Consider the following 21,999-nt stretch of genomic DNA (forward strand, 5'->3'; position numbering starts at 1 on the left):
CCAGTTATTCATGGATTTTTCGTATAGTTTAATTTCAATAGTTATTTATTCTTTTAATTATTGATGATTACTAAAGTTATAAAACACCAAAATTGATTGGGAGAATAAATATGTCGAAAAAAATTGAATTTATTTGCACGCTACCTAATGGTATACATGCTCGACCGGCTAGCACGATTAAAGCCATCTGTGAGGAATTTAGGAGCAATTTTGAATGGCATAATTTGCGCACAGATGCTAAAGGTGATGCTAAAAGCACCTTATCATTAATAAGCACCAATACTTTATTAAATGATGCCTGTCATTTATTCATATCGGGAGATGATGAGGAACAGGCTTATCTACGGTTGGTTACATTTATTGACAAAGAATTACCGTTTTGTGATGAAGAGTTAATAAATAATGCTACTAATGAAATAATACCGTTACCACGCTCCTTAAAAAATTTAAATCCTAATATTATTACCGCTAAAACTGTATGTAATGGTGTAGCAAATGGCAAGTTACAAAAAATTGATTATATTGATTTAACTAAATTTAATGATTTCCCTTCTGCCAACTCAAGTAAATCTGAAAAAGAGCTAGTTATACAAGCAATCACTAAGTTAAGAAAATTAATATCATTACAAATTGACTGTTCAGCAGATACCTCTAAAGACATTCTTAGTGCACATTTGGCAATCCTAGAAGATCCCTCCTTTTATGAACAAATCGAATTAAATATAGAACAAAACTTGACGGCTGGTTCAGCAATAATAAATACAGCTAAATTTTTTAGTGAGCAATTAATTCAATCAGGCAGTGACTATTTAAAAGAACGAGAACTCGACATCCGTGATGTGTGCTATCAATTATTACAACAAACCTATGGCGATAAAAATTTTCAATTTAGCAATAAATTAACCGAACCTACAATTTGTATTGCTGATGAACTTACTCCAAGTCAATTTTTAGAATTAGATAAAAAATATTTAAAAGGTTTGCTGTTAGTCAAAGGAGGAACTACATCACACACAGTAATATTAGCGAGATCTTTTAATATTCCAACATTAGTTAGCGTTAACATGGAGATATTAGAAAATTACCTTAATCAACAAATCCAAATTGATGGAGATTTAGGTCTTGTTGCCTATGATTTATCTCCAGAAGTTATTCGTTATTACCAATCAGAATATGCTCTTAATAACCGTTTAAAAGATAAAGAAAAAATCTTTATTGACATTCCTGGTTCGACTGCTGATGGAATAAAACTTGAAATAGCAGCCAATATTGCTCACTCATCAGAAGCGCAAACTGCTTTTGATCATGGAGCTGAATCAATTGGTCTATTCCGTACCGAGATGCTGTATATGGATCGCCACTGCGAACCATCCGAAGACGAACTTTATAATACTTTTTGCCAAGCAATCGAAGCAGCAAAGCAACGTACAATCATTATTAGAACATTTGATATTGGTGGCGATAAACCAGTAAATTATTTAAATATTCCTAGTGAAAACAATCCATTCTTAGGTTATCGAGCTGTTCGCATCTATCAAGAATTTTTAACTTTATTCCGAACTCAATTAAGAGCGATATTACGAGCTTCAGCGCATGGTAAATTAAAAATCATGATTCCGATGATCTCATCAATGGAAGAAATATTATGGATCAAGGAAGAATTAACCATGATAAAACAATCTTTACGTAATGAGAAAATCCCTTTTGATGAAAAAATCCCTCTCGGTATTATGCTAGAAGTTCCTTCCATCATGTTTATCATTGATCAATGTTGTGAAGAAATTGATTTTTTCAGTATTGGTAGTAACGATTTAACCCAATATTTATTAGCTGTAGATCGAGATAATGAAAAAGTCACCAAGCATTATAATAGTTTAAATCCAGCTTTTTTAAGAGGATTAGATCACATCGTAAAAGAAGTACATCATTATGGTAAATGGATAGGTATCTGTGGCGAACTTGCCAGCAAAGGTTCTGTTTTACCGTTATTAGTTGGATTAGGGTTTGATGAATTGAGCATGAGTTCACCTAACTTGCTTTCAACCAAAGCTCTTCTTAAAAAATTAAACCGTTCAGATTGTCGGATATTACTCAATAAAGCGATGAATTGCCGAACATCACTTGAAGTCGAGCATTTACTTGCTCAATTCCGTATGGAGCAAGCAGATATACCTTTAATCACTCAAGAAACCATTACAATAAATCCAAATTGGATAAGTAAAGAAGAAGTCATCAAAGGAATGACTGATAATTTATTGATTGCAGAAAGGTGTCGTTATCCTAAAAAATTAGAAGAAGACATCTGGTTGCGTGAAGATGTATTTTCTACAACCTTAGGTTTTGGGTTTGCTATCCCTCACACCAAATCTGAGCATATAGAACAATCAACTATTAGTGTAACTAAACTTGCAGATCCAATATTATGGGGAGATGAACAGGTAAATATCGTAATTATGTTGACCCTAAACAAACACACGGCTGGCGATCAACATATGAGAATTTTTTCAAAATTAGCTCGCCGTATTATGCATGAGGAGTTTAGAACATCTTTACTAAACAGTAAAACCGCACAAGAAATTGAAGAGATTCTAAAAAAAGAACTAGAGATAGCCTAAACTTTCTTAAAACTACATTCCGTTAATACCAATCATTGACGGAATGAAACTTTATAGTTTTATACAAGCTCCATAAGGTGATTTAGACGCTCGATTTACAACATTCAATAATTTACTACTATCCAATAAAAACTGGCTAATATCCATTTCAATACAACGTGACTTATTGAAACGCTCTCTATTTTTGATATTGACATTACTAATAATAATTACCACATCCGCAACCTCAATGTCATGAGGTTCAATAACACTATCAATTCCTAATGCACCTTGTGTTTCTATTTTGATTAGCCAATTTTCCTGCTTAGCTAATTTAGCTAAACGTTCGGCAGCCATGTAAGTATGAGCAACCCCGCCAACACATGAAGTAATAGCTAATACATTTAATTTTGTCATTTAACAACACTCTTTATTCAACATAATGGTTATTATTGTGCATTAAAAATGTTAAATCAATAATCAAATTATATACATACAGATAATTATTATTTGAATAAGTTAGCTATCTTAAACTCATGACAGAAAATTAGACTCGATATATAATCTATCGGTTATTTGTAAGCTTAAAGGGTGTAACTAGATGGAACTATCAATTGAACAAACCATCAAAAATTATTTAGACAAAGCTAACAATTTCAAAAATATTTTTTTCTCTAATAGTCATAACTCAGCCCCTTCTCTCGCTTATCAAGTAGACTTTCCTAGATTAGAAATCATTCTAGAGGGAAACTTAAAGATGCAATGGGGCAATGACGAAACTAATTTAGTGGAAAAAGAATTAGCTACAGATGATTTACTTTACATCACTGCCAACAGTTGGAATAAACCTATTTGGACAACGCCTTCAACATCGTTAAGTATTTTATTTGGTAAACAACAAATTGGCATTAGCGTTTTACACTGGGATGGTTCACAATTAATTCCTAAAGGGCAAATTAGCACCCCAAGACGAGGGCCACGTGTTGGAACCTTTATTATTCAAGCATTATCCGAGTTAACTTGGCAAAACCAATCCCAAAACCAAACCGGCTATTATTTGATACAGAGCCTGCTTAGTAACACACTTGATTTACTCAATACCGACATAAAAACCCCCTCCAAAACCACCAGCTTATTCGAAGCAATACGCCAATATATCGACATCCATTTTCGAGAGGATATAAGTCGCGAATTTCTGGCCAAAATGTTTTATATCTCCCCCAATTATTTATCTTATCTATTCCAGAATGAAGGCAAAATTGGCTTAAACGAATACCTCAATCACATTCGCCTAGAGTATGCCAAATCGCTACTTAAAGGTTACGAGTTAAACGTCAAAGAAATCGCCCTAGATGCAGGCTTTAAAGATAGTAACTACTTTTGCCGCATCTTTAGAAAAAAAACCGAACGAACCCCAACAGAGTATCGGCGGCAATATCATAGTAAGTTAATGGAAAAGTAAACAAAGTAAATGATGTGTGAAAACGAGTTTTTGTTTATTTATAGGGAAATTAAAGGGGGGGTAAAAACCCCGTTCCTCAACTTTTTTGAAAATAGGACACAACCTATACGGCAGTGAACGCATTTTTAATTTTTGATATTCGTTATCACTCTTTTTAAATTGCTTACACAGAAGTGAACTAAGTAATCAAAAAATAGAAGCTTTAACGTTTTTCTAAACACTAACAGATCAGTTAATATATCTATCTGAATACCATTTTTTTCCTACTAATATCCAGATTTCGTTAAAAAGAGTTTTATTTTCAAATAGATCATCTATAGTTTTATATTTATTTAGTTGATTTGGTTTTTCTGCATCAAATTGCGATAATCCAAGGTAGACTGCTTCATAATAATTTTTAGGATGATCATCTTCTTTTAATTCATTTATATCATTCATTGTTTTTTCTAAAAACATTTGTAGATAAACATCTGTTTTTAGACAGTTTTTTAAAATGGGAAACTTAGCATTATTTAGACTTCCAGCACATATTAAATTAAGTTCATCGCCCTTATTAATATTTAGCAAATCATCTTTTTGATGCATTTCTAAAGATACATATTCAAATTTATTTTCCCCATTTGCTATAACATATTTCTTCCCCAAAAAATCGGTCTTTATTCCGGATGCTACAGCTTTAATGTTAATTATTCGTTTGTGATATGTTTTTTTATATATGTTCGGATTGTTGATATATTCATTGATTAATTGTGATGCATTCACTACATCTACATAATAAGTTATCATATTATTACCTCCGTTTTTAAATTCAGAGATATCTTTTCTTAAATACTGCTCTGTAATTCTTTTTGCATTATCATTGGCAAATGAATTAAAACCAATCAAAGTTAATATAGTAAAAGCAATTATTTTTTTCATGTTCCATTTCCATTAAATATAAAAAAACAACAATAGAACCATTGTGTTATAAACTGTTCAATTCCATTCATCACCGCAACCAGACAAAAAAAACTCAATAGAGGTTTTTAGAATTTTGACTATTTTAATGATTAGTTATTCTTCGACGCGGTCACAAGTCAACACCATTTTGATTTTTTTGATTGGGTTATTTTTTTTATCAATGGTTGTGTATATATTTGTCATAACAAAAGTGTCTTCGGATAGATATTCAATCTTCTGCGATATTTGCTTATCATCGACAACATACTCAGGTCTTTTGTAAATATCTTCAAGATCAAAAGGAAGCAGAGCATTTTCTTCATCATCCTCTCCCCAAAAAAGTTGTCCATTTCGTTTGGTAATAAAATAATCATATTCAGAGATCGTAGTGTCACCAAAATCTTGGAGCTTTCCTTTATCTAATACTGCTTCTTGCTGGCTCTGCTCGCACTCCCATTCACCTATTAGCATTTCCTCAGTTACTTTTTCTTCCTTAGCGATCGAATTAAATGAAATAAAAGCTAAAACAAACGTCACATAACATAAAATCTTTTTCATAAAATCTCCTTTTTTAGGTAATATTATGTTATAAAAAGATTTTTTTCAATAAAAAACCACCACAAGGGCGGTTTAAAGGGATATTGATTTTGAGTTTTATAGCTACTTACACAGCATTAAACGTTGCGAAACTGCATAAATACCCCCATTTCTATTTCTAAACTGCCTACACGGCAGTGAACCTTTTGTGTTGCTTTCCCCATGATTTAACTCCTTCCTTAACATCATCTAATGCATTCATTATACTTTTCGAAAACATGAAGTAAAAAAAATTTTTATCTTTTTTAATAAAAAAATTAATTTTGATATTTTTATCGTTTTTGATAAAGGATATTGTTGACGTTTTTATTAAATTTGATACAATTATAAAAAATAATAAAAGGGACTGATTAAATGTTTACGATAAAAATGCATGATGCCGCAAAAGCCGAGATTTTGGAGTTGCCATCAGAGCTTAAAGGTCAAACAATTAAGTTGATTGAAAAACTCAGAAATTTTGGTCAACTAAAAATGCCAGACAGTCGCTCGCTAAAAAATGGATTATTTGAATTGCGATCATCTGAGCGCAATAACATAGCTAGAACTATTTATGTATACCAAAAATCGAGAACAATTTTTATTTTACATGCGTTTATTAAAAAAACGGAAAAGACACCTGTTAACTCATTGACAATAGCACGAAAAAGATTAAGGGAGATGTTAGAAAATGAATAAAAAACACAGTACAACATTCGAAGAATTGAAAGAACTCGCACTGGCTGACCCAGTTGCGAGGGATGCGTATGACAGAGCTGAGGAAGAGTGGCAGCTTCGCGAGGTGTTACTATCAGCGAGGGAGAAAGCAAAACTCACTCAAACAGAGCTAGCCCATCGTTTAGGCGTTGCTCCGTCCAATATAAATAGAATTGAGAGAACACCGCTAAATTCAAATATAAAAACAATTTCCAAATATTTACATGCGTGTAATGCAAAATTTGAAATCAGATTAATGTAGTAATTTCAAAATAAAGTGGGCTGTTCACCCACTTTTTCTATTTTTATTTACTATTTTAACTATATTTCTAAACTACCTACACGGCATTAAACACGTATTTCATCACTGATAGTCTCAACCTTTTTTTCTAAACTGCCTACACGGCATTAAACCGTCATGGATTGCCGGATGCTCCAGTTGATTGTTTCTAAACTGCCTACACGGCATTAAACATCAACTCTGGTTAATTTAAGGTTTTCATTTTTTTCTAAACTGCCTACACGGCATTAAACAGAACAAAACATACTATAAACATTGTTTGCTAAAAGGCAAAGGGCATTTTTGATTTTAAAAACCCTTTTTTAAGATGATTTTTAATATCATGATTTTTATTGATTTTATTTTAGGCTAAAAAAAGGGTTAGCGATGATGGATTTTGATTTTTAAAAAAACTACTTCTCACTAATTTTTTGGACTTCAAAAAGTGCCTTGCTCAACTCTTTGAATCTGCATTTCTCGATCTTTTGGATCGAAAAACGTCCATGCGACAAAACGACTCAATTTTTGACCTTGTGCCATTGAGACAATTTTGTATTCAGTTACGGCTACATTTTTCAGTTGTTTTTTTATATTACTCAGCGATTCTTTTTTTGATACTAATGAGGAAAACCATAGGCATTGCTCTTTATATTTGATACTCTCTGTTATCATCCGATCAATAAATGCACTTTCGCCCCCTTTGCACCAAAGTTCAGCATGTTGTCCACCAAAATTAAGGATAACTTTATCCTTAGTAGAGTTCACTTTACCTAGCTTTTGTAGTTTGGTGTAAGCCGTAGCATGGGCTTCTTGTTCAGATCGATGGAAAGGTGGATTGCATACGCTAGCTAGATAAAACTCGTTGGGCTGAATGATATTTTCAAAAATAGCTTCGCTGTTAAGTTGTAAGCGACATTGTAGGGTATTTTTTAATAGATCATTGGATTTGGCTATTAACGAAGCAACTTTGATGGATGTAGGATTAATATCACTCCCCACAAAAGACCAACCATACTCGGCACAACCAATAATCGGATAAATAATATTCGCGCCAACACCAATATCTAATATGCGAACTCGCTTACCGATAGGCGTCTGATTTTGATTATCTTGCGCCAAGAGATCTGCCAAATAGTGAATATAATCTGCGCGTCCCGGAATTGGCGGGCAGAGATAATTGTCAGGAATATCCCAATACGAGAGTTGATAATAGTGCAATAAGAGTGCTTTGTTGAGGGTTTTAATCGCAATAGGATCAGCAAAATCAATCGTCACCCGACCAAATTGATTAGGTTTAACAAATTTTGCTAGCTCGGGTAATGTTTTGATAAGTAAATCAAATGGATAACCATTAATATGTTTATTGCGGGGATGTAAAACGGTTTTTTTGATTGATTGCATGAATGATCCAAGATAATGAATTGCTGGCTATTATAGCGTTTTTCAGCAAATTTGTGAAAAAATCGAGTGGTTTTATACTCCAAAAACCCCGTTCCTCAACTTTTTTATAACCGTTATCGGTAGGTGAATCATACAAAATTAATTTTGGATTTGTTATAATTTATTCCTTTCTATTTATACAATACCGTAATGAAATATCTAAAACCATTTTCGATATTACCGATTTTTAGTTTAATGCTAATGTCTTTTAATTCATATGCCAGCGAGTTTAATGGACAAGCGTTATCATTGTATTGGGCAATTCCGTTTGTAGGAATTTTATTATCAATCGCGTTATGCCCACTGTTTTTAGCCCGATTATGGCATTATCATTATGGCAAAATCGTTGCTATTTGGACGTTTATATTTTTAGGCTCTGCATTATTCTCTTTTGGATTATCCACCACGATCGAGTTAACGGTACATGCCATTATTGAGGAGTATATTCCTTTTATATTGCTACTTTTGACCCTGTTTACGGTTTCTGGTGGCATTCTTATTAAGAGTGATAAGATCAGTACCCCAAAATCAAATGTTATTTTATTAGCGGTCGGAGTCGTTCTTGCCTCTATTATGGGAACGACTGGCGCTGCGATGTTGATGATTCGACCATTACTTCGAGCTAATCGCCAGCGACAATATGCAGTGCATACCGTGATCTTCTTTATCTTTTTAGTTGCCAATATTGGTGGCGGATTAACACCTTTAGGGGATCCTCCGTTATTTATTGGTTTTTTAAAAGGCGTTGATTTTTTCTGGACTGTTAAGCATATGTTATTGCCAGTTGTGCTGACATCAGGTTTACTGCTAATCATCTATTATTTTATCGATAGGTACTATTATGTTAAGCAGTATGGTGTCATTAATAACACAATTAGCGCGGAACCCGTTAAGCTATATGGTCTAAAAAATCTTGTGTTATTAGTCGCTATTATTGCTAGTGTGCTGTTGTCTGGCGTATGGCATTCGTCGCTATATTTTACGCTGTTAGGTTCACAAATAGCATTACAAAATCTTATTCGTGATGCTCTTTTTATTGTAATTACGCTTATTTCTATTGTGATAACGCCGAAACAAGTCCGAGCTGGTAACGAATTTAATTGGGATCCGATAAAAGAGGTGGCTAAATTATTTATCGGCATTTTTATTACTATTGTGCCAGTGTTAGCGATTTTACGTGCAGGTGATCAGGGTGCTTTTGCTTCAGTCGTTTCGATGGTGACGAGTGAAAACGGTACACCAATAAATAGCATGTATTTTTGGTTATCTGGATTATTATCCGGATTTTTAGATAATGCACCAACTTATCTAGTCTTTTTTAATTTAGCATCCGGTAATGCCGCCAGCTTAATGACTACCTTCGAAAACACGTTACTGGCCATTTCAATGGGCTCGGTATTTATGGGCGCTCTAAGTTATATTGGTAATGCACCTAACTTTATGGTGAAAACCATCGCTTGCCAACATAAAATCACTATGCCAAGCTTTTTCGGTTATATGAAATGGTCAATTGCCATTTTGATCCCGGTTTTTATTATTGATAATTTGGTGTTTTTTGTGCTCTTTTAATGCGTGACGCCTTTTTGCATTCCCCCAAGTAAAGTGAGCTCAATTTTTACTTGGGATGGAATTTTAATTTAATTAGTATTAATTAGAAGAAATATTTAAAGCGAACCCTTACCCCATAACGATTATCATTACCACCGCCTTGTTTATCATCACGTTCCAGTCTAGATAAATACGTACCTAAGTAGATATTAAAGTTATCCATATCCATCACATTCGGAATTAAGTATGAAGCATTAATAGTATGTAATTTATATTTACCTTTAGCATAAATTTCACCATCGCCTTGGTAATTGGTATTGAAGGCTTTAATATCATTGGCAGCATAAATGTAACCAAGACCAAGCCTTTGCCAAATACCGTTTATACCTGCTGTAAAATCTCTTTCTTGTTCGGCATCTAAATACGAAATGCTGCTATTGAGAAGTAACCCATCGAATGATTTATCGAAGTCTCCTTCACTATTCCAGCTCATAGTAAGGCCATAGCCATGGCGTTTAGACTGATCATGCCATTTATCATTTTTATCATGATAGCCATAAGCATTATTAACTACATTGCGTTCCATGGCGATGGCTACAGAGAGATCATTAGTTCGGTAGGAAATGATTGGACGTAGGTAAACGACGTTTTTATCTTTATGCAATTTATAACCATGATACCGGTTATTAGCAAATAAGGATGTTCCATCTTTTACCATTGCATTAACTTGTAAATTCACCGCACCTAATTCTTTAGTTAATTCGATGGCACCGCCGTTACTACTACGCCCTCTACCCTCTTTTAGCATATAAATGTAACCAAAGCCATCGCTATAGAGATCGTTTGCGGTGTTACCGGAGTATTCGATAAAGGTATCTTGCCCAAGTGGGAACATGTCATAAGCTTCATAACGGCCGATTCTTAAACGCCAATCATCTTTTCTGCCAAAATAAAAACTAGCATCATCTAAATTAACTTTACCGCTCAAATCAGCTAGTGGTTGTACCGAGAATCCAGCATAGTTTTGATTTTCTAATTCTCTTTTTCCATCCATGCCGAATAAAATGCGGCCATTGATATCCCACTGTTCTGTATCGCTAGCATCAAAATCTTTATTTGCCGATGTCCTAAGTGAGGTTAACTGCTTTTTTTTGCTTGCAGCATCTATATTAAATTCCACATCACCATAAAATTTAAGTGTACCTTGATCGGTCTGCCATTCAATTGATGCTGATGCTAATAAAGAATAGAAACAGCAGACCCCGGCAATTATTTTTAATTTCATTGTTATTTCCTTTTAAAGTAGAGTTAGTCAGCTTATTTGTCATCACTAGAATTTTGGCTTCTGGCATCAAGCTCCGCTCGAATTGAAGCGTAACTATCATCAAGTTTGTAGAACTTAGCGATCCAAAACATCGATGCGATAATTAGAATAGCCGGTAGATATAAATAGCAGAGTTTAATTGCAAAAAGCGCACTCGGAACTTGAACCGCATTAGCAACATAACCACCGGATGAGAGTAAAAAACCAGTAATCGCCCCCGCACCTGCCATTGCTACTTTACCTAAAAAGCCATTGATTGAAGTTAGGATCCCAGCAGTATTGATACCGGTCTTCCACACCCCATAATCAACAGGATCGGCCTGCATGGAAAAGTAGATAGCCATACGTTGACCAGCGCCTAAAGATAAGATAACTGCCCCGATGATAAGGCAAGTATGGTTAACGCCCGATAACATCATTATTCCCATACCAATTAGGTTGATAGTGCTTGAGAAAAGGTAAACATGACGTTTTTTCATATAATTGGCTAACAATGGAACGGTTAGTGTACCAATTAAGGGGACGAAAGTTGATATTCCCGCAATAATGGCGGTAATGTTTTCACTTTCAACGTAATAGTTAAAAAAATAGACCAATGATCCAGTTTGTAAAAAAAATGCACCCCACATTAAAAAGATATTGGCTGCGAAGATTTTCCACGGCGTATTGTCTTTTAACCCTTTCCATGCTCGAGCTAAAGTCATTCGCTCTTGTTGTATAGTTATTTTCTCTTCAACATTTTTAAAACTTACAATTAAAAAGAAAGTAGCAATAATCCCAAAAATAATAGCGGTAAATAAAAAGCCATGCGTTTGGTCACCGTTACCTAAGGTCGCAACTAAAGGCAATGTTGCAACAGCGACAATAGTTGATCCTAAGGAGCCTAACAAAATTCTTACTGATGATAAGGTTGTTCGTTCTAATGAATCTGAGGTTAAAAATGGCAACATGGCACTGAAAGGAATGTTGACGATGGTATAGATAAATGAGAGACATAGATAGGTGATAAAGGCATAGATTAATTTACCTGTTGTGCCAAAATCAGGGACATAGAAGACTAAAATACATAATATGCCAAATGGAATTGCCCCGATTAATAACCATGGGCGACAGCGCCCCCAACGTGTTGAGGTATTATCGATAACTAAACCCATTAATACATCAGCAACACCGTCAACCAGACGAGTGACTAAAAACATGATGCCTACATAGTAGGCAGGAAGCCCCATTACATCCGTATAAAAATACATCAGATACAATGAAATTAATTGCCAGACTAAGTTACAAGATAAGTCGGCAATTCCATAACCTATACGTTGTCGCCAGAGCGAAAATAATGAATTGACCATTTCTTTATTCCTTATTACTTTTGCAGTTAAAGTTTATTTTGTCGAATAAACCAAGCGGGAGTGCAACTCCATGCATGACAGTAACTATTGATGATTTTGCTGCCATACGGTGAGTAATTAAGGTTGTTTGGATCAAACAATTCCCAAAACGTGTCGGCACCAAATTCAACCATTTTTCCCCAATATGCTTTAATCTCATCGATGGCTTGTTGTTTCATGCCTACTTTGAATAGCGCTAAGATATAGTGATGACGTAAATAAGGGGTGTTCATACCTATTTCTGGTGGCGTGGTTATTAATTGGGATAATAATTTTTGTTGATGGGCTAAATCGCCAATATCCGCCAAAATCATCCAGATTTGGGTGGCATAACTAATTTGTTTTTGTTTACCACTGACATAAAAACCGGTTTTCTCATCCCATAATGTATATGCTGCTCGTTTAACCAAAGCTAATTTTTGGCTCAATTGTTCGGTTATGTCGGGTTGAAAATGGTGTGAAAGTTGACAGGCTTTGTCTAAACAGTAGATTAAAACACCTTGCGAAGCACCTTGTTTGTTGAGTTTTTCGTGCCAATCAATAAATGACCACCAATCATCACTATCAGTCACTAATCCTTGTGAATCACAGCGGTTTAGATTTATTGCAATTTGCTGTAATGCGATAGGCCAAAGATCTTTAACAGTTTGCACATCATTTGTTTGATTAAAGTAATCATAAAGTACATCGACAAAAAAGAGCGAGTAATCAAATAAGAAAGTATCATCAGCAATGATATTGGGTTTTACAAATATATTAGCTGAGACCATGCCATCTTCACGACGATGGCTTGCAAAGAGATATAAGCAGCGACGAACTAAATCGTAGTGTTGAAACGTAACGTTGTTAACGAGGGCTTGTAAACGCAGGTCGCCTAACCATAATCTTCGATCTCTTTTTGGACCATCTTCAAAGACGTCTTGCATGCAATTTCGTAGTGTATGTATGGATACCTGATCTATCTTAGCTAATTGCGGATCTTGTGAGTGATAAGTTAGACAGTTTTCCGGTGCCGAACTAACTGTGTTAAAGGTTATCTCTTTAAATAAGATCCGATATTTAGGCGAAAGCGAGACAATGTCGATTTTTAAATAGCGAAAACAGTAGCGTCGAGTTAAGTTAATTTTAGCGGGTAAAACATCAATATATTCGTCATGCTGTTGCAACCAGCTTTTACTAAGCCAGCCTTGGTATTGATCAAATCGCTCTGCCATTTCGCAGAGTGTTTCACCAAAAGTTAATTTTATATGTGCTGGCGCATCGGGTGGGCTACCGATAGATTCGCATAAGAAAGAGAGATACCCAACATTGTGCTGGCCAAAATCAATGATAAAACTATCGCCAGAATGAAAACTTTGATGCAAATAATGCTCTACATCACTAACAACTTGTGATGAGCAGTTATGAATAGCGCTCGGATCATTAATGAGAGAGATGATATTTTTGGGGGTAATCTTGTTTTGATAGATTACTGGTTGTAATTGCTCAGCTTTTAGAATGAATGCATTATTTTTTATCATAATTGCATTAGCGTTGTTTTGAATTGATTGTGCCATATTCTTCTCCTTTAAAAAACGTCTAGAAGTATAGCTAGGCAAAACAGAGGCTAGCTACCAAAATACTGCCAGATTGCATCTATAAATGGCAATATTAAAAAGCTTAGACCGAGCGAGTTCACATTTCTGAGAATATTATTTTTTATCTCATGCTTAATTACTTTATTGTGTTTATAGATTAGATAAAAAATCTTTTATTTGATGCAAGATGTTAATCAATTGCCGTTGTAAGGATCGATAATTATGAATACGTTGAAAATTGATACTTATTTTAATCATAAATTAGATAAATTAGCGCTGTATAAAAGCAATCCTGAGAGTAACAGTAGTGAACATAATCACGAATTTGATGAATTAGTGATTGTTGAACATGGCCATGGCTTACATGTTATTAATGGTAAGCCGTTATTTATTCAACAAGGTGATGTGTTTTTAGTTAGAGGCCATGATTATCATTTTTATGATGACCTTGGCACATTAAAGTTAACTAATATTCTGATTAACCCTAACCGACATTTTACTTTTTTAAAAAATATGGAAGAGTTACTAAAACCGATTTCAGCCTGTGATTTAGGTTCTTATATTTGGTTAGCCCCTGTCATCCGTAAGGAATGTAATATGGTTATTAATCAATTATTTAATTTAAATAACTCAATTGAGCACCGTGAGTATCTGTTTTTTAAATTACTTATTATCATTAAACAATACAAGCAACAATCACAAAAAAATAACACTCGTTTCAAACTCCACCTTTTGCTTAATCATCTTCAAGAAAATTGTTTTGATGGATATGATTGGAACAATATAGCGCAAAGGTTTCATTTAACAACCCGGACAATGTTTAGGCATATTAAACAAGCGACTGGATTAACCCCTGAAAATTACATTAAACGATTAAGGTTAATGTCAGCACGATTGAAGATTAGAGAAAGTGATATGACTATTACAGAAATTTCATTACTGTGTGGTTTTGTAAACAGTACTCATTTTACTACTCTTTATAAAAAGACTTTTGGCATCACACCAACAGAAGAGCGAAAAGTTAATTAGTTGTTTAAATAAGGAGGTCGTTGAATTTTGCTTAACACTTAAATATTTCTAGCTACGTTGGGGATTTCCTAAGTGTTTTCATCGAATCAGGAAACTGGGATATACGTGAAATCATAAACGGGTTTATCAGGTTTATTGTCAGTTAAAACTCAACATTCGCTCTAAACGAAATAAACGATTGCCCCAACGTTATCCACAACCATTATCAGTTCCAAGTCGTCTGGGAGAATTTTGGTCAATGGATTTTATGAGTGATAGTTCTCAAAACCACCGCCGATTTAGAACCTTTAATGTTATTGATGACTTTAATCGTGAGGCATTAGGCATTGATATTGCAGTCAGTTTATCGGCAGGTAGAATTACCCGTTATCGCAATCATAATAAATATGATTGCGATTTGGTCAATTGCTACTTGTGAATGTCAATGAAAAAATAATTTGTGTCATTATTAAGCTATGTAGTTATTTACTTCGATTAATTATGATAGGTGAGGCAATCCATAGCTGTCGTTATTGCTTATATTGAACCTCTCTAATACAAAAAATGATTATTACCGTCTTAGCGTTATTTCGCCTTCTGAATTTAAACACATATTATTAACAATAACTTAAAACTATTTCCAAATTTAGTTGAATGCTGCATTAGGGTTTAATAACGATATTTCGTAGTTCTATTAACGTGCCGAAATCGTTTACCTTGAGATTTCGAGGAGAAACGTTATCCAGCACTTTTGGTTTTTGATTTTCTCCAGGATTGATATAAGTATAAACTTTTTTACCATCTGTAAAAAAGTAATAATAATCCTGTTTTGAACGGTATTCGTAGCCGCAAGCTGGAAGTATAATTTCCACACATGGACTTATAATATCGACAATTGATCCCAGAAAAATCGGAGCATCTTGAAATTTATCGGTATTGAGTTGTTGCCCGTCAATAAAAATTCGCTTCTTTCTGATTTCAATATCATCTTTTGTAGTAAGTAGTTTGAGATAGACAGAAGACTCCTTTTTTTCTAGTCTTCGTGAATTTTCTTCAAGACTATAGTATTGTTGATTGTCAAAGAACACTGAACCTGATGAAATTGCGTGTAATTCACCAGGATTTTTGACATTTGATATATCAATTGATCCATCTCTATAGCTCGGATCAGAAGGATCAGCTTCTTGGTGTGCAAACCAATTAAGATAATCATTGTCATTAAATACTTTGTCATGATACACATATAAATCTTTGTACGCATTCAGATAGGTCGCTTTAACTGGTTTAAAAGAATTAAATATTTTAATCCATATCAGCCCATTCTTTGTATCCATAGAATCACCTGACCAATTAGTATGCATCTCTGCTTTAGTAAACCCATTATACTTACCTTGCAGATTGAACTCTTCGGTAATGTCTGTGTATTTAAAGTCTATATCAATCAGATAAAATGTATCATCGTCATACAAGTAGTAAATTTTTGGATAAGAATGATGTGTCTGAAAAAGATATGTTTGTGAAGGTGTGAGATGAGGAATTTTTTCAAGTTTATTCTTACTTATATCGTAGACATACACAGCATTATTATCTTTTAATAAAACTACATTATCATTTAAATATTTGTAACTATCAGAAACAGCAATGATTTCTAAATTTCCTTTGAGCTCAGGTATTTTGTGTTTATCGGATTCCCCCTTAAACGTATAAGAGACATAATACCAATGGTCAGAAATTAGAAAGAATTTGTTAGAAACAATTTTGCTAACCTCATTTTCATTAAATAATGGGGTAATTTCATATTTGCTGATGTCTCTTCTATATAAGGGTTTAGGTATAAAATAGTATTTTGCATTAAATAATACAAGTATCTTGTTACCATCATCAGAAATAATCCGAGCACTCTTATCTGTAATGTCCGTTAAGCGTACTTTTGATTGAGATATGTAACTAATTTTGTTCTTAGCTTTCACTGTTTCTTGCAGATATATGCCGTCCTTTTCAACCAACAAATCATAATAAGGAGAGTCGGTGTGACAAATACTTTCTTGACTTGCTTGTACAAAGTCAATGAATACCAGGTAGAAAGTGAGTAATATGATCCGTTGTATAAGATGTTTCATTGTCAATAATTTTTAAAATTATTAATATTAAATTAAATCATAGCAAAATAAGATAAGAATATAAAAGACTGTTTTTTATCTTAGCTTTAAAAATATACAAAATAGCTTGATGTTATATTGATAATTTGATTGTATTCAAGGTAGATGGTTTATAGGTAAGCTATAGTTCTAATTATCCTAGGCTGGGCAGAAACTGATTTACGCTATAAATATTTATTGATTTAACATAACTTAGTCACAACCGAAAATATCAGACTTTAGTGTGTAACTATCCCCCTAAATAATGCATCAAATGCAGATATTTTCACAATAGTAGTTTGAGCAGAATAAATCCCCAAGTAGTACCCAAGCGATATTTTTGTTCTCTTTTATCTGAGAATTTAGTATCACTTTCTAAACTATTCCAACAAAACATATTTTGTTCAGCAATGATAAGTCCGGCAGAAAGTGCATTTTGCTGGTCAACAGAGAGTTTTTTGGTTGTTTTTAAAAATGTGAAGCTTCGCACATTTTTAATAAAAAGTCTTGCATAGCTATAATTTATAGCCAAAATATTATGTTAGCTGTCCAAATATTAAAGGTAAGATTTTGATTTACTTTTTAGAATGTGGTGGTAAGTTTTAAAAAGAAATGAGGTTCAAAATGATTGAAATGTTACTTGATAAAGATTTTTTTTCGTCTAGCGATCAAAATATCACCGTTGAGCCTCGAGCACCACAACCTGTCTACCCAGAACATACTCATAACTTTAATGAGATCGTTATTGTCACCAGCGGATATGGTAAACACATTTTAAATGGATGCCTGTTTGATTTGTATCCAGGTATGATGTTTTATATTAAGGCTTCCGACTGTCATTTGTACGAAAGCGTTGATGATTTGCATTTAACCAACATTTTGTTTAGAGATCCTGATAAATTTCATTTTATTAATGGGATAAATCAGTTAATTCCAAATCCTGATCTAACTCAGTCACACTACTTTTTTGATAAAAAATCTGATGAAAATATTCAATCGATTATTAAGCAATTGACACAAAATCAATCCAATGCAATTCAAGAGTGTCTATTTTTGCAGTTACTGTTGATTTTTAAAAATAATCTTTATGTTAATCATGGCTCTGGTTCATGTGATAATCGCGTTAAGCAACTGCTAAGCTGGTTACAAATCAATTTTAAAGAGCAAATTGATTGGCAACAGTTAACCACCCAGTTTTCATTGTCATTACGCTCTTTTCATCGTCATATGAAAAATGAAATTGGTATTACACCTCAAAAATATCTAATAAAGTTACGCTTAGCTTATGCTTACACACAGTTAATTTATAGCAATAAATCCATTACCACCATCGCACAAGAGTGTGGTTTTAATGATAGTGCTTATTTTTCTACCAGTTTTAAACAAGAATTTACGTTTTCGCCACAAACATTACGTAATAATCCAGATAAACGTTATCATTAGTCAGTCAGGAACAGCTTATGGAAAGATGTTTGCGTTTATATAAACAAGATTATTTTATTTCACAGATCAATACTGTTACTGTCGAAAAACGTGATCATCAACAACCCTTCCCTTTGCATGATCACGATTTTAATGAAATTGTGATTGTATGCTCAGGTAATGGTCTGCATCATTGGAACGATTATGTTTATCCGATTACCAGTGGCGATATTTTATATATTAATCCCAATGACGTGCATGGATATGAGTCTGTTAATGAGCTTAAATTGGATAATATTTTATATTTAAGAGAGTCACTTTTTTTATCATCCACTATTGAGTCTTATTTACCTAAAGTGACGGCAAAACATAATGAACGTTCTTGGCGTATTCAACCATCATATCTTAAACTTCTATCACCACTAATTGAACAATTAGCCATTGAGTCTAAGAAAAATAATTTAGCTTCCGTGCATTTATCGGAGGCTCTTTTTTTGCAGTTGGTTATTTTATTAGATCGGATTAAGCAAGCACCAAAGGTAGCTCTACCCAACGCTACTCATCAGTTGGATTTATTGTTTACTGCACTTCATAACAGTATAGCAACGCCATTTAATGTTGATGTGTTTTGCAAAGAAAATCAAATTGCAAGCCGTTCACTTAGTCGCTTATTTAAAAGCCAAACAGGGATGACTATTACTGGCTATTTACAAAAAAGACGCTTGTGTGATGCGATGTCTTTACTTCGAACGACTAATTATTCGATTAGTATGATTGCAGCAGAATGTGGTTATGATGATAGTAACTATTTTTCATCAGTATTTAAAAAGCTAACTGATCAAACTCCCTCCGAATATCGCGCTAAATTTAACAATAAGAAGTAATAATTATGGGTATTTAAACGATCGGTATATTCAATTTACTCTCTTTTATGTAAAAAAAAGAGAGTAATATTTTATGCTAAATAAAAGACTTCACTTAGGGGTTCACTAATCGGACTGTTATCAGGATTGCTTGGCATGATGTCTTGCATAAATGCCCACCATTTTTGACAAGCAGCTGTTTTAGCTACAGCGTCCCAGCGCTCTTCAGATTCAATTTCAACATAAGCAAAAAGTAAATTTCTTTTGCTGTCTAAAAATATTGAATAATTGTGAGCACCATGAGCTTTGAGTTCTTTTACTAGATCAGGGAAGATTTCGACGTGCCGTTTTTTATATTCAGCATGTTTGTCAGGGTGTACCTTCATAATACTTGCTTTTCTTATCATAATGATTCCTCTTTCTATGTAATAGGCTAATTTGTAATTAACCTATTACGTTTCATTGTGCGATTTTTATTGGTAAATAGAGTGATATAGTTGCTCAATTTCTTTTACGTTAGTGTTACGCGGATTACCTCCAGTACAAACATCGTTAAAAGCAGCTTGAGCTAGCGCAGGAATATCTTCCAATTTTACTCCAATCTCTTTTAATGTGGGTGGAATACCAACATCAGCATTAAGTTGTTTAACAGCATCAACGGCAGCTTTTCTTGCTTGTTCGATAGTCATGTTTTCCGTCGCAGCTACTCCCATTGCTTTAGCGATATCGCGATATTTATCACCAGTAAATTCAGCATTGTAAGCCATTATATGAGGTAAAAGGACGGCATTAGCCACACCATGAGGTGTGCCATAAAAAGCACCAAGTGGATGTGCCATTCCATGAACTAATCCTAATCCCACATTTGAGAAGCCCATGCCAGCAATATATTGCCCTAATGCCATATCTTCACAACCTTTTGCCCCCCCTTTTACCGAGTCACGCAATGAGCGAGAGATAACTTCAATTGCTTTAAGATGAAACATATCAGATAGTTCCCAAGCGCCTTTGGTTATATAACCTTCTATCGCGTGAGTTAAAGCATCAACGCCCGTTGCAGCTTTTAAACTTGCCGGCATGCTGATCATCATGTCTGAATCAATAATCGCAACGGCAGGGATATCATGTGGGTCAACACAAACGAATTTACGCTTTTTCTCCTCATCTGTGATTACGTAGTTAATCGTCACTTCGGCAGCAGTACCTGCTGTGGTCGGAATTGCTATTGTTGGTACCGCTGGTTTTTTAGTTGGCGCAACGCCTTCAAGGCTACGTACATCAGCAAATTCTGGATTGTTAATAATAATACCGATAGCTTTTGCGGTATCTTGAGGTGAGCCTCCACCAATCGCAATTAGGTAGTCAGCACCAGATTGTTTGAATATTTCCACCCCTTTTTGTACAATACCGATAGTTGGATTTGGCATAACTTCATCAAATATTTGATAGGCAAAGCCATTATTATCTAGTAACTGTGTCACTTTGGTGGCGACTTTGAACTTGATTAGATCTTTATCAGTAACCACTAACGCTTTTTTAAAACCACGTTTTTTTATTTCATCTACGATTTGACTGATTGAACCGGCGCCAAAGTAAGATGTTTCATTTAGAATCATTCTATAAGTCATGATGTTTTCCTTTTAATTAATTAGTCATTCCTAAACCAACAATGTTAGCAGCAACAATGATCACTAGGCATCCAATACAAAGCACACGTACTGTTTTTTTGCCCGTTCCAAACCACTCTTTTAGTGCTAAACCAACAATCCCACCACAAAGTACATAAAAACTCATATGCAGCATCCAACTCATAAAGCCATATTCAGTTGGAATATTTGCATGGCCCCAAGCATAGAAGAAAAATTGGAAATACCACATTGCACCGCCTAAGATAGCAAAGAGGACATTGCTAATTAGTAGAGATTTGGCAACTGAGATATCTTTTTTGAATGATAGGTCTTTTTTAGCACAGAGTCGACTAATACAAAAACCGAGATTAATAATTGCTCCTCCTCCCATAATAATGACATAACTTGGAAGTGCCACATATAGATGGTCAACACCTAGTGCAGCCGCTTTTTCGTGCATGGGTACTGCAGCACTCATGGCAAAAGACATACCAGCTGAGAAGATGCCACACATGATGGCAAGCAAAAGACCTTTCTTTAAATTAAAATCTTCAACTTGTACACCTAGTGTTTTTTCTTTTAATAAACCGGCGTAAGTTACGATAGCAACACCAATAAGTGCAACGACTACGCCTAATAATGTCATTTTTCCGCCAGTCGAGGCTAATAATTCACCAAATTTACCTTGTAATATTGGTGTCATGAGGGTACCGACGATTAAGGTTATTCCGATTGCAATACCAATTCCCATCGACATCCCTAAATAACGCATTGTAAGGCCATAACCAATGTTACCAACTCCCCACATTGCACCAAATAAAAAGACCGGAATTAAGATGTCTGAACTAAACGAAGCGTAATAAGCACCAAAATCGGGTAATAAGAAGTAACTAATTGACCAGGGTAATATGATCCATGAAAACAGCCCGGCAATTGACCACATAGTTTCCCATGACCAATTTTTTACTTTTTTAAATGGTGCATAAAAGCAAGCGGCAGAAGCAGCACCAACAAAGTGCCAAAATATGCCTAAAATGATTGAACTCCCCATATATTTATCCTTATATTTTTAAAATATAATTTGATATATTTTTTATT

At 34.3% G+C, this 21,999-nt stretch carries 21 protein-coding genes; 9 read left to right on the forward strand and 12 right to left on the reverse strand.

What is annotated here, in order from left to right:
• Positions 1–110 precede the first annotated feature (110 nt).
• Positions 111–2,615, forward strand: a complete 2,505-nt coding sequence (gene ptsP, locus AC5LXI_RS10975) for a phosphoenolpyruvate--protein phosphotransferase (protein ID WP_493442357.1) — start codon at positions 111–113, stop codon at positions 2,613–2,615.
• A gap of 51 nt (positions 2,616–2,666) precedes the next feature.
• Here ptsP and AC5LXI_RS10980 read toward each other — a convergent pair whose 3' ends face one another.
• Positions 2,667–3,011: a fructose PTS transporter subunit IIB gene (locus AC5LXI_RS10980; protein WP_493442358.1), complete on the reverse strand. Its 345-nt coding sequence runs from the start codon at positions 3,009–3,011 to the stop codon at positions 2,667–2,669.
• A 184-nt stretch (positions 3,012–3,195) separates the two neighbouring features.
• On the opposite strand from AC5LXI_RS10980, the gene AC5LXI_RS10985 reads away from it, so the two are divergent.
• Entirely contained in the window at positions 3,196–4,056 is an 861-nt protein-coding gene (locus AC5LXI_RS10985) for a helix-turn-helix domain-containing protein (RefSeq protein ID WP_493442359.1), read from the forward strand.
• Between the two features lie 228 nt (positions 4,057–4,284).
• On the opposite strand, the gene AC5LXI_RS10990 is transcribed toward AC5LXI_RS10985, so the two are convergent.
• Both AC5LXI_RS10990 and AC5LXI_RS10995 read right to left on the reverse strand, forming a co-directional pair.
• A complete protein-coding gene (locus AC5LXI_RS10990; RefSeq protein ID WP_493442360.1) occupies positions 4,285–4,974 on the reverse strand; it encodes an OB-fold protein in 690 nt (229 codons plus the stop codon).
• A gap of 135 nt (positions 4,975–5,109) precedes the next feature.
• A complete protein-coding gene (locus AC5LXI_RS10995; protein ID WP_493442361.1) occupies positions 5,110–5,553 on the reverse strand; it encodes a hypothetical protein in 444 nt (147 codons plus the stop codon).
• A gap of 393 nt (positions 5,554–5,946) precedes the next feature.
• On the opposite strand from AC5LXI_RS10995, the gene AC5LXI_RS11000 reads away from it, so the two are divergent.
• A complete protein-coding gene (locus AC5LXI_RS11000; protein ID WP_493442362.1) occupies positions 5,947–6,267 on the forward strand; it encodes a type II toxin-antitoxin system RelE/ParE family toxin in 321 nt (106 codons plus the stop codon).
• On the forward strand, positions 6,260–6,547 hold the full coding sequence (locus tag AC5LXI_RS11005) for a helix-turn-helix domain-containing protein (RefSeq protein WP_493442363.1): 288 nt from the start codon (positions 6,260–6,262) through the stop codon (positions 6,545–6,547). The genes AC5LXI_RS11000 and AC5LXI_RS11005 overlap by 8 nt, the downstream gene beginning before the upstream one ends.
• A gap of 456 nt (positions 6,548–7,003) precedes the next feature.
• Here the strand turns inward: AC5LXI_RS11005 and rlmF are convergent, their stop codons facing one another.
• Positions 7,004–7,966, reverse strand: coding sequence for a 23S rRNA (adenine(1618)-N(6))-methyltransferase RlmF (rlmF, locus tag AC5LXI_RS11010; RefSeq protein ID WP_493442364.1), 963 nt, complete (start codon positions 7,964–7,966; stop codon positions 7,004–7,006).
• A 240-nt stretch (positions 7,967–8,206) separates the two neighbouring features.
• On the opposite strand from rlmF, the gene AC5LXI_RS11015 reads away from it, so the two are divergent.
• A complete protein-coding gene (locus AC5LXI_RS11015) occupies positions 8,207–9,574 on the forward strand; it encodes a sodium:proton antiporter (protein ID WP_493442365.1) in 1,368 nt (455 codons plus the stop codon).
• An 82-nt stretch (positions 9,575–9,656) separates the two neighbouring features.
• Here AC5LXI_RS11015 and AC5LXI_RS11020 read toward each other — a convergent pair whose 3' ends face one another.
• From AC5LXI_RS11020 to AC5LXI_RS11030, 3 genes are read right to left on the reverse strand one after another with little or no spacing between them, the layout of a single operon-like run.
• On the reverse strand, positions 9,657–10,838 hold the full coding sequence (locus AC5LXI_RS11020; protein ID WP_493442366.1) for a carbohydrate porin: 1,182 nt from the start codon (positions 10,836–10,838) through the stop codon (positions 9,657–9,659).
• A gap of 32 nt (positions 10,839–10,870) precedes the next feature.
• A complete protein-coding gene (locus AC5LXI_RS11025) occupies positions 10,871–12,226 on the reverse strand; it encodes an MFS transporter (protein WP_493442367.1) in 1,356 nt (451 codons plus the stop codon).
• A 26-nt stretch (positions 12,227–12,252) separates the two neighbouring features.
• Entirely contained in the window at positions 12,253–13,821 is a 1,569-nt protein-coding gene (locus AC5LXI_RS11030; RefSeq protein WP_493442368.1) for an alpha-L-rhamnosidase-related protein, read from the reverse strand.
• A gap of 243 nt (positions 13,822–14,064) precedes the next feature.
• On the opposite strand from AC5LXI_RS11030, the gene AC5LXI_RS11035 reads away from it, so the two are divergent.
• Positions 14,065–14,871, forward strand: a complete 807-nt coding sequence (locus tag AC5LXI_RS11035; protein WP_493442369.1) for a helix-turn-helix domain-containing protein — start codon at positions 14,065–14,067, stop codon at positions 14,869–14,871.
• A 247-nt stretch (positions 14,872–15,118) separates the two neighbouring features.
• Entirely contained in the window at positions 15,119–15,289 is a 171-nt protein-coding gene (locus AC5LXI_RS11040; RefSeq protein ID WP_493442370.1) for a hypothetical protein, read from the forward strand.
• 223 nt (positions 15,290–15,512) lie between these two features.
• Here the strand turns inward: AC5LXI_RS11040 and AC5LXI_RS11045 are convergent, their stop codons facing one another.
• Both AC5LXI_RS11045 and AC5LXI_RS11050 read right to left on the reverse strand, forming a co-directional pair.
• The gene (locus AC5LXI_RS11045; protein WP_493442371.1) at positions 15,513–16,970 is read right to left on the reverse strand and encodes a hypothetical protein; all 1,458 of its coding nucleotides are present in this window, start codon (positions 16,968–16,970) and stop codon (positions 15,513–15,515) included.
• Between the two features lie 304 nt (positions 16,971–17,274).
• Positions 17,275–17,520: a hypothetical protein gene (locus AC5LXI_RS11050; protein ID WP_493442372.1), complete on the reverse strand. Its 246-nt coding sequence runs from the start codon at positions 17,518–17,520 to the stop codon at positions 17,275–17,277.
• Positions 17,521–17,612: 92 nt separating this feature from the next.
• Here AC5LXI_RS11050 and rhaS point away from each other — a divergent pair, with 92 nt between their 5' ends.
• Both rhaS and AC5LXI_RS11060 read left to right on the forward strand, forming a co-directional pair.
• Positions 17,613–18,431: an HTH-type transcriptional activator RhaS gene (gene rhaS / locus AC5LXI_RS11055; RefSeq protein WP_493442373.1), complete on the forward strand. Its 819-nt coding sequence runs from the start codon at positions 17,613–17,615 to the stop codon at positions 18,429–18,431.
• Between the two features lie 17 nt (positions 18,432–18,448).
• Complete coding sequence (locus tag AC5LXI_RS11060) at positions 18,449–19,294, forward strand: helix-turn-helix domain-containing protein (RefSeq protein WP_493442374.1); 846 nt, start codon at positions 18,449–18,451, stop codon at positions 19,292–19,294.
• A 71-nt stretch (positions 19,295–19,365) separates the two neighbouring features.
• Here the strand turns inward: AC5LXI_RS11060 and rhaM are convergent, their stop codons facing one another.
• From rhaM to rhaT, 3 genes are all read right to left on the reverse strand, one after another.
• Positions 19,366–19,680, reverse strand: a complete 315-nt coding sequence (gene rhaM, locus AC5LXI_RS11065; protein WP_493442375.1) for an L-rhamnose mutarotase — start codon at positions 19,678–19,680, stop codon at positions 19,366–19,368.
• Positions 19,681–19,746: 66 nt separating this feature from the next.
• A complete protein-coding gene (gene fucO, locus AC5LXI_RS11070) occupies positions 19,747–20,901 on the reverse strand; it encodes a lactaldehyde reductase (protein WP_493442376.1) in 1,155 nt (384 codons plus the stop codon).
• Positions 20,902–20,917: 16 nt separating this feature from the next.
• On the reverse strand, positions 20,918–21,952 hold the full coding sequence (rhaT, locus tag AC5LXI_RS11075) for an L-rhamnose/proton symporter RhaT (protein WP_493442377.1): 1,035 nt from the start codon (positions 21,950–21,952) through the stop codon (positions 20,918–20,920).
• Positions 21,953–21,999: the final 47 nt, after the last annotated feature.

Source organism: Gilliamella sp. LMG 34361, assembly GCF_984569075.1.

What these genes read in the sequence shown, in the direction of transcription:
- AC5LXI_RS11020 (WP_493442366.1), bottom strand. Translation starts at nt 10,838, where the DNA reads ATGAAATTAAAAATAATTGCCGGGGTCTGCTGTTTCTATTCTTTATTA.
- rhaT (WP_493442377.1), bottom strand. Translation starts at nt 21,952, where the DNA reads ATGGGGAGTTCAATCATTTTAGGCATATTTTGGCACTTTGTTGGTGCT.
- AC5LXI_RS10990 (WP_493442360.1), bottom strand. Translation starts at nt 4,974, where the DNA reads ATGAAAAAAATAATTGCTTTTACTATATTAACTTTGATTGGTTTTAAT.
- AC5LXI_RS11005 (WP_493442363.1), top strand. Translation starts at nt 6,260, where the DNA reads ATGAATAAAAAACACAGTACAACATTCGAAGAATTGAAAGAACTCGCA.
- AC5LXI_RS11060 (WP_493442374.1), top strand. Translation starts at nt 18,449, where the DNA reads ATGGAAAGATGTTTGCGTTTATATAAACAAGATTATTTTATTTCACAG.
- AC5LXI_RS11035 (WP_493442369.1), top strand. Translation starts at nt 14,065, where the DNA reads ATGAATACGTTGAAAATTGATACTTATTTTAATCATAAATTAGATAAA.
- AC5LXI_RS11015 (WP_493442365.1), top strand. Translation starts at nt 8,207, where the DNA reads ATGTCTTTTAATTCATATGCCAGCGAGTTTAATGGACAAGCGTTATCA.
- rlmF (WP_493442364.1), bottom strand. Translation starts at nt 7,966, where the DNA reads ATGCAATCAATCAAAAAAACCGTTTTACATCCCCGCAATAAACATATT.
- AC5LXI_RS10980 (WP_493442358.1), bottom strand. Translation starts at nt 3,011, where the DNA reads ATGACAAAATTAAATGTATTAGCTATTACTTCATGTGTTGGCGGGGTT.
- AC5LXI_RS11000 (WP_493442362.1), top strand. Translation starts at nt 5,947, where the DNA reads ATGTTTACGATAAAAATGCATGATGCCGCAAAAGCCGAGATTTTGGAG.
- rhaM (WP_493442375.1), bottom strand. Translation starts at nt 19,680, where the DNA reads ATGATAAGAAAAGCAAGTATTATGAAGGTACACCCTGACAAACATGCT.
- AC5LXI_RS11040 (WP_493442370.1), top strand. Translation starts at nt 15,119, where the DNA reads ATGAGTGATAGTTCTCAAAACCACCGCCGATTTAGAACCTTTAATGTT.
- AC5LXI_RS10985 (WP_493442359.1), top strand. Translation starts at nt 3,196, where the DNA reads ATGGAACTATCAATTGAACAAACCATCAAAAATTATTTAGACAAAGCT.
- AC5LXI_RS11030 (WP_493442368.1), bottom strand. Translation starts at nt 13,821, where the DNA reads ATGGCACAATCAATTCAAAACAACGCTAATGCAATTATGATAAAAAAT.
- rhaS (WP_493442373.1), top strand. Translation starts at nt 17,613, where the DNA reads ATGATTGAAATGTTACTTGATAAAGATTTTTTTTCGTCTAGCGATCAA.
- AC5LXI_RS11045 (WP_493442371.1), bottom strand. Translation starts at nt 16,970, where the DNA reads ATGAAACATCTTATACAACGGATCATATTACTCACTTTCTACCTGGTA.
- ptsP (WP_493442357.1), top strand. Translation starts at nt 111, where the DNA reads ATGTCGAAAAAAATTGAATTTATTTGCACGCTACCTAATGGTATACAT.
- AC5LXI_RS11025 (WP_493442367.1), bottom strand. Translation starts at nt 12,226, where the DNA reads ATGGTCAATTCATTATTTTCGCTCTGGCGACAACGTATAGGTTATGGA.
- AC5LXI_RS10995 (WP_493442361.1), bottom strand. Translation starts at nt 5,553, where the DNA reads ATGAAAAAGATTTTATGTTATGTGACGTTTGTTTTAGCTTTTATTTCA.
- fucO (WP_493442376.1), bottom strand. Translation starts at nt 20,901, where the DNA reads ATGACTTATAGAATGATTCTAAATGAAACATCTTACTTTGGCGCCGGT.